Here is a 4,552-nt window from a genome sequence, read left to right as displayed (position 1 = left end):
TCAAGCGCCGCAGGGGCTTGATTTGCCCACTCCCCGCTCATGGGCTCAAAAGATCTGCTCAATCGCCGCAGGGGCTTGATGGATCAAGCCCCGCCGGCGATTGAGGCGCGGGGTCCGGGGCGGAGCCCCGTGGCCGCAACACCGGGGTGGCGCAACCCCGTATCAAGACCGGTAAACAGCACGTTTCGCTGCGTATCGGCCTTGCGATCATGAACCGGGTCACAGCACTCTGTCATGGAGCCATTGGCTCCCAAGATGCTTACGGTACAAGGCAGTTGAAATGGGCACCGTGTCACACCGGGCCCGAGCCGGTTGCCGAGCGCGCGGGGAGGGGGCCCCGCTCATGAAGCGATGTCGAGGGGGGCATCATGCAACCGGAAGGCCGCCGTACCAGTCTTATGTAAATAGGTAAGGGTGGGACGGTGGCCCGCCAGTGATACGTCCGGGGGCACGGTCAGGGGGCCCGTTCCCGGGCGCAGGACCGACGACCACGCGGTGACGCGTGCGGGGGGATGACTCATGACGTCGACGCCGACAGGCGCCCGGCCAGAGCGGGAATTCGACCCGTCCGAAACGACCCAGCTGCGCGTGCCACCGCACCGCACGGGCGGTTTCCGGCGCATCAGGAAATCGTTGCCGCGCTACGACTACGAGCACTACAGCCGGCTCGCCGGGCCACTGACCCAGCCCGACCCCAACAAGCCGTACAGGGTGCGCTATCGCTCGCTGCTCTCACAGGAGACGCACAGGATCCGGGCCGCGCTGATGCTGGGCGCGGCCCCGCTGCTCTCGCTCGTCCTGCTGTTCTGGCTGCTGCAGCCCGCGCACTGGACCGAACGGGACTACCCCGCCTACGACTTCCTGCCCGCGCTGGACATCGTGATGCTCGTGGCGATCGGGCTCATCGAGTTCTTCCGCTGCATGAACGTGCTGTCGAACGCGCACGCGACGCTGGTCGCCCGCGACCCCATCCCGGTCGTGCCGGAGACCGGCACCCGCGTCGCGTTCCTCACCTCGTTCGTGCCCGGCAAGGAGCCGCTCGAGATGGTGACGAAGACCCTGGAGGCGGCCGTGAAGCTGCGCCACCGGGGCCTGCTGCACGTCTGGCTGCTCGACGAGGGGGACGACACCGCGGTCAAGGAGGTCTGCGAGCGGCTCGGCGTGCAACACTTCTCCCGCAAGGGAGTCGCGAAGTGGAACCAGCCGAAGGGCCCGCACCGCGCCAAGACCAAGCACGGCAACTACAACGCCTGGCTGGACGCGCACGGCGACGAGTACGACTTCTTCGCCTCCGTCGACACCGACCACGTACCGCTGCCCAACTACCTGGAGCGGATGCTCGGCTTCTTCCGCGACCCCGACGTGGGGTTCGTGATCGGCCCTCAGGTCTACGGCAACTACGACAACTTCGTCACCAAGGCCGCCGAGTCCCAGCAGTTCCTCTTCCACGCGCTGATCCAGCGCGCCGGCAACCGCTACGGCTCGCCCATGTTCGTCGGCACGTCCAACGCCGTGCGCATCAGGACGCTCAAGCAGATCGGCGGCCTGTACGACTCCATCACGGAGGACATGGCGACCGGCTTCGAGATCCACCGCCACCGCAACCCCGCCACCGGCAAGAAGTGGCGCTCCGTGTACACGCCGGACGTGCTCGCGGTCGGTGAGGGCCCCAGCGCCTGGACGGACTTCTTCACCCAGCAGATGCGCTGGTCGCGCGGTACCTACGAGACGATCCTCAAGCAGTACTGGAAGGGCTTCTTCACGCTCCCGCCGAGCAAGCTCTTCAACTACACGATGATGATCATCTTCTACCCGATGGCGGCCATGAACTGGATCCTGGCGGCGCTGAGTTGCGCGCTGTTCCTGGGTCTCGGCGCCTCGGGTGTGAACATCGACCCGACGGTCTGGCTGATGCTGTACGGCAACGCATCGGCGCTGCAGATCGGCCTCTACATCTGGAACCGCCGGCACAACGTCTCGCCGCACGAGCCGGAGGGCTCCGGCGGCGTGGCCGGCATGGTGATGTCCGCGCTGTCGGCGCCGCTGTACGCGAAGGCGCTCTTCGACGCCGTGCTGCGCCGCAAGAGCAAGTTCGTGGTGACCCCCAAGGGCGATTCGGCGAGCCCCGACCGCTGGTTCGGGACCTTCCGCTACCACTGGTACTTCATCCTGATCTTCGGCGGCTCGATCGGCGCGGGCTTCTACTTCGGCCACTCCCACCCGGCGATGATCACCTGGGCCTGCTTCGCCCTGCTGATCACCGCGGCCCCGATGTTCGCGTGGCGCCACATGCTCCGCCAGGAGAAGAAGAAGCCGAAGCCGCCCGCCCGGGCCCCGCAGCCGGAGCGCCCCGAGCAGCCGGAGCGGGCGGCGCCCGCGCGGGCGCACACCGCGCCCCAGCAGAAGCCGAGTTGGGCCGCCCAGCCGCACGACGCCGGTACGCGGGTGGACTGGGGCAATGATCAGACCAAGCAGATATCCCTGGGGGGACACAACAAGTGAAAGACGGTGCGAGCCGCCGCCGTGCCCGGCGCATAGTCATCGGCACGGTGGTGGTCCTGGCGCTGGCCGGGATGAACGGACCCTGGCTGTACCGCTTCGGATCGGCCAAGTATCACGAGTACAAGATCAACAAACCGGAGTACAAGGCCGAGAACGGGCACTGGGACGTCATCGACTTCCCCAAGGACATGCGCCTGAACACGATTCACGCGGCGCTGTTGCACACCGGGAAGATCCTGCTCGTCGCCGGGTCGGGGAACAATCAGAAGAACTTCGACGCGAAGAAGTTCGACACCCGGATCTACGACCCGGTGAAGAAGACCATCAAGAAGATTCCCACGCCGACCGACCTGTTCTGCACGGGACATACGCAGTTGGCGAACGGGAACCTGCTGATCGCGGGCGGCACCAAGCGCTACGAGAAACTCAAGGGTGACGTCACCAAGGCCGGCGGCCTGATGATCGTGCACAACGAGGACCCGGACGCGCCCAAGACCATCAAGGCGGGCACGGTCTTCACCGGCAAGGAGAACGGCAGGTCGTTCGTCGCCAAGGACAACATCACGGTCGAGCGCGCCAAGAAGGTCTTCGACCCGGCGACCGGCAAATTCCTGCGCAACGAGCCGGGCCTCGGCCGGGTCTACGTGGAGGCGCAGCGGCGCGGCGCCAAGTACGAGACCGGCACCCAGGACAACTACCGGGTGCAGGGCCTGACCGGCCAGGAAGCGCGCAACGTCTACGGCATCGCGCAGAAGCTCGCCCTGGACAAGAAGGACTTCCAGGGGATCAGGGACAGTTACGAGTTCGACCCGGTCGCCGAGAAGTACATCAAGGTCGACCCGATGAACGAGGCGCGCTGGTACCCGACGCTGACCACGCTCTCCGACGGCAAGGTCCTCTCCGTTTCCGGGCTCGACGAGATCGGGCAGCTGGTCCCGGGCAAGAACGAGGTCTACGACCCGAAGACGAAGAAGTGGACGTACCTGAAGGACGTCCGCCAGTTCCCGACGTATCCCGCGCTGTTCCAGATGCAGAACGGGAAGATCTTCTACTCGGGCGCGAACGCGGGTTATGGGCCCGACAACGTCGGCCGCAAGCCCGGCATTTGGGATCTGACGACCAATAAGTTCCAGAAGATACCCGGTCTTTCGGACCCGAACATGCTGGAGACGGCCAACACCGTCGAACTGCCGCCCGCGCAGGACCAGAAGTACATGGTGATCGGCGGCGGTGGCGTCGGCGAGTCCAAGCTCTCCAGCGAGAAGACCCGGCTCGTCGACCTGAAGGACAAGAGCCCGAAGTTCGTGGACGGGCCGAAGCTGGACAAGGGGACCCGGTACCCGCAGGCCTCGATCCTGCCCGACGACTCGGTCCTCGTCTCCGGGGGCTCGGAGGACTACCGCGGGCGCGGTGACACCAACATCCTCGAGGCCCGGCTCTACGACACGAAGAAGAACACGTTCAGGAAGGTCGCCGACCCGAACGTGGGCCGCAACTACCACTCGGGTTCGCTGCTTCTGCCCGACGGGCGCGTGCTGTTCTTCGGCTCGGACTCGCTCTACGCCGACAAGGCCAACACCAAGCCGGGGACGTTCGAGCAGCGCATCGAGATGTACACGCCGCCGTATCTGTACCGGGACTCGCGGCCGTCCCTTGAGGGCGGTCAGAAGACGATCCGGCGTGGTGGCTCGGCGACGTACAAGACGGAGCACGCGTCGTCCATCAAGACGGCGCGGCTGATTCGGCCGAGTGCGTCGACGCATGTGACGGATGTGGACCAGACGTCGATCGCGCTCGACCTCAAGAAGTCGGCGGACTCGGTGACGGTGTCCCTGCCGGGGAGTCGGTCGCTGGTGGAGTCGGGGTGGTACATGCTGTTCGTCACGGACGACGAGGGCACCCCCAGCAAGGCGCAATGGGTCCGGGTGCCGTAGCCGTTTAAGCCCCTGCGGCGATTGAGCAGGCGGCTCCCCGGCCGAACCCCCCCGGCGCCGCCCCCGACCCCCCAGCTCAATACCCACACGGGGATGTTATTTCCCAACCGGGCGGA

General features: G+C 66.2%; 2 protein-coding genes. Both read left to right on the top strand.

Annotation, left to right across the window (positions count from 1 at the left end; genetic code table 11):
* Positions 1 to 519: 519 nt before the first annotated feature.
* Positions 520 to 2,502: a glycosyltransferase family 2 protein gene (locus tag ABT004_RS35980; RefSeq protein WP_351345951.1), complete on the top strand. Its 1,983-nt coding sequence runs from the start codon at positions 520 to 522 to the stop codon at positions 2,500 to 2,502.
* A complete protein-coding gene (glxA, locus tag ABT004_RS35975) occupies positions 2,499 to 4,436 on the top strand; it encodes a radical copper oxidase GlxA (protein WP_351345948.1) in 1,938 nt (645 codons plus the stop codon). Before ABT004_RS35980 ends, glxA begins: the two co-directional genes overlap by 4 nt.
* Positions 4,437 to 4,552 lie beyond the last annotated feature (116 nt).

Source organism: Streptomyces sp. NPDC002790 (genome assembly GCF_040295505.1).
Classification (GTDB): Bacteria; Actinomycetota; Actinomycetes; order Streptomycetales; family Streptomycetaceae; genus Streptomyces.
The sequence above is the reverse complement of the archived record's forward strand: the minus strand, read 5'-3'. Positions and strand labels throughout refer to the sequence as shown.